The organism is Kitasatospora sp. NPDC047058, assembly GCF_040643935.1.
GTDB lineage: Bacteria > Actinomycetota > Actinomycetes > Streptomycetales > Streptomycetaceae > Kitasatospora.
In genome coordinates, this window is sequence record NZ_JBEYVJ010000777.1 from 1 (window position 1) to 1,820 (window position 1,820).

Annotated in this window: 1 protein-coding gene and 1 pseudogene; both read right to left on the reverse strand. The window is 75.2% G+C overall.

Annotated elements, in window-relative coordinates; all coding sequences use genetic code 11:
• Window positions 1–390 (reverse strand): annotated as a pseudogene (locus tag ABZ885_RS40395) (hypothetical protein); the annotation flags it as partial.
• Window positions 391–395: 5 nt separating this feature from the next.
• Window positions 396–1,820 (reverse strand): acetate--CoA ligase family protein (locus tag ABZ885_RS40400; protein ID WP_360200079.1); only part of this gene is annotated, 1,425 nt, incomplete at its 5' end.

A 1,820-nucleotide genomic window follows, 5' to 3' on the forward strand; every position in this document is an offset into this window, starting at 1 on the left:
CACGACCAAGGCCAGACGGCGAAGTTTCTGGAGCGGCCGGCCGCCGAGGAAGCCGGGGCGGTCGAGCAGATCCAGGCACAGCGATGCGCCGGACCGGGCCGCCTCGTCGGCCGCCCAGCGGGCGGCGGCCAGGCTCGCCCCCGAACCGTCGACGGCGGCGTACACGGGCGCGGTCACCGCACTGTCCCCTGGCACCCGCTCGGCGGCGTACGCGGCAAGCAGGTCGGACGCGGTGATGGCGGCGACCACGGTGGCGAAGTCGGTCCGGGGGGTGACGGCTACTGCGGGCCGGCTCATGCATGCGCCGACGCGGGTCCGGGTCGGCGGAACGGTGTCCCCCGCATCGGGGAAGGCGTCGCCCGTCGTTCCGTCGAGAACACTGTGGCCCACGGGTCTCACGCCTCCTCGGCGACCGCCGGGCGGCGCAGCCGGCGCAGGTAGGGGTCGAACGAGGGACGGGGTTCGAGGCGGACCCGGGCGTCGACGCAGACGGCCCCGGCCGGGCCGGCGATCACCGGGTTGAGGTCGGCCTCGACGAGTTCGGGGAGGTCGGTGGCGAGCCGGGAGAGCCGGGCGAGGACGGACCGGACGGCGGCGAGGTCGACCGGGGGCGCTCCGTGGTGGCCCGACAGGAGGGGTGCGCCGCGGAGTTCGGTGATCATGCCGGTGAGGTCCGGTTCGGTGAGCGGGGCGAGGCGCGCGGACCGGTCGTCGAGCACGTCGGTGGCGGTGCCGCCCATGCCGAGCACGACGAGGGGGCCGAAGACGCGGTCCTGGGCGACGCCCGCGAGCAGTTCGAGGCCGGGTGCCGCCATCGGCTGCACCACCACGCCCGCCATCCGGGTGCCGAAGGCTGCGGCGAACTCCCGGTAGGAGGATCGGATTTCGGAGTCCGCCCGGAGGCCGACCCGGACCGCGCCCGCCTCGCTCTTGTGGACCTGGCCGGGCCAGTACGCCTTGACGACGACCCTGCCGTCGTGCCCCAGGGGGCGGAGCGTCTCCGCGGCCACGACGGCGGCGTGCTCGTCCCGGGCCCAGACCGAAGTGGTCAGCGGGAGGCCGTAGCTTTCGAGGAGGTCGGCGGTGCTCACCGGGTCGAGCCAGCCGCCCTCGGGGGTGGTGGCGAGGAAGCCGTTCACCAGGCTGCGGGCGGTCCTGGCATCGCAGCCGGGGGCATCGGCCTCCTCGCCGGCCGGCTCGGCCAGCCAGCGGGCGCGGTCGCGGGCGTGGGCGAGGGCCCGGGCGGCGGAGGCCGTGTCCGCGTACACCGGCAGCGGGTGGCCGTCCGCGCCGTTCAGGTAGCGCACGGGGACCTCCTGGTCGGGCAGGACGGCCACGATCGGGATGCGGCGTCGGCCCGGACCCTCCAGCAGCGCGCGGACCGGATCGTGCGCGGGGTCGGTGGTGAGCGCCGTCGGCACCAGGCAGACCAGGAGGGCGTCGACGGCCGGACAGCGTTCCAATGCTTCGAGGCAGCACGCCAGTTCGGTCGGCCCGACGGCTGCCGTGGTGTCCACGGGGTTCCGTACGGAAGCCCCTCGGGGCAGCAGCTTCTGCAGCTCACCGGAGAGTTCTGGGATTTCTGGGAGTTCGGGCAACAGGAGCCCGGCGTCGGCACAGGCGTCGGCGGCGAGGATGCCGATGCCGCCGGCGTTGGACACCACCGCGACCGCGCCGCGTGGCGCCGGAAGCGGCTGCACGTGCAACAGCGCAGCGGTGTCGACGAGTTCGAGGATGCTGCGGGTCGCGGTGATCCCGGCCTGGCGGAACAGCGCCTCGCGGACCACCGTGGGGGTGGCCGCCGCCGCGGTGTGCGAGGC